The organism is Kineococcus sp. G2 (assembly GCF_037154035.1).
Taxonomy (GTDB): Bacteria; Actinomycetota; Actinomycetes; order Actinomycetales; family Kineococcaceae; genus Kineococcus.
On the sequence record NZ_JBBBEM010000152.1, the window covers coordinates 1 to 966 of the forward strand.

The 966-nt window shown below is 77.4% G+C and carries 1 protein-coding gene; it reads right to left on the reverse strand.

Annotation, left to right across the window (positions count from 1 at the left end; genetic code table 11):
* Positions 1 to 209: hypothetical protein (locus V9U69_RS19250; RefSeq protein WP_337063523.1), on the reverse strand; the 209-nt coding region annotated here is incomplete at its 3' end.
* Positions 210 to 966: the final 757 nt, after the last annotated feature.

Below are 966 nucleotides of genomic sequence, written 5' to 3' on the forward strand. Positions count from 1 at the left end.
GTCGCCGCGCTGCCCGTCGTCGCCGCGCTGCCCGTCGTCGCACCGGAGGCGCGGGAGGTGGGGACGGCGGCCGCGGGCACGGCGCCGGCCAGGAGCGCGCCGGCGAGGGCGAGGCACAGCGACGCGCGCGCCAGGCGGGACGTGCGCGGGACGCGGCGCGCGGCGCGGCCACCCGCGGGGGCCGCGGCCCGGTGCGCGGTGCCTGTCACCCCCACCGCGTCGGCACCGCGCGGGCGGTCCTTGAGCGGGTGCACGGACCCGGGGGAGGGGTGGACCCGACAGCGCCTGCGCCCTCCGGGCCCTCCACGCCGACGCACCCCTCAGCGCCGAGCGGGTGGGTCCCCTGGAGCGGTGCGACCGGGCCTGACCAGCCTGACGGCTCCCGCACCGCCGCACGAGGAAGCCACCGAAGGAGCGGTGGGCGTGGGCGGCCGCGTCCTCGCTGGAGCCGCGCGAGCGACGCGGTCGGGAGCCCCTCGATCCAGCGCAGCCCGCTGCCCCCGCTCGAGCGGTGAACACCGTGACGAGCGGAACGCCGGCGCGCTCGTCACCGCGCGGGCGGTTCCGGTGACGCCGCTCCGGCGTTCTCGGCGCGCAGCACCTCGCCGAACTCGCCGGCGCCGGCTCGGAGCGGTGGAGCGACCCGCTCGGGCACCGTGTTCCCGAGGGCCGGAGCTGCTGCGGTTTCGAGTTGCGGGGGGCCGTGGGGCCTGGGTTCATGGTGCGCGGCCTGATACCGCGAACCGGACAACGGTCACCGCACGCCGCTGACCGCTGAACCGCATCAGCACGACGGCACCGCAGCACCTGACGAACCTCCCCGGAGGTGCGTGCAGGCGAACCGTCCCGCGCGGACTCCCCTCAGCGATTCCCCTCGACATCGGAGGCCCCCATGACCGGCAGCACCTTCACCGCGGAAACCCTCTACGGCGCCACGGTCACCGGCCGCGACGGCGACAAGATCGG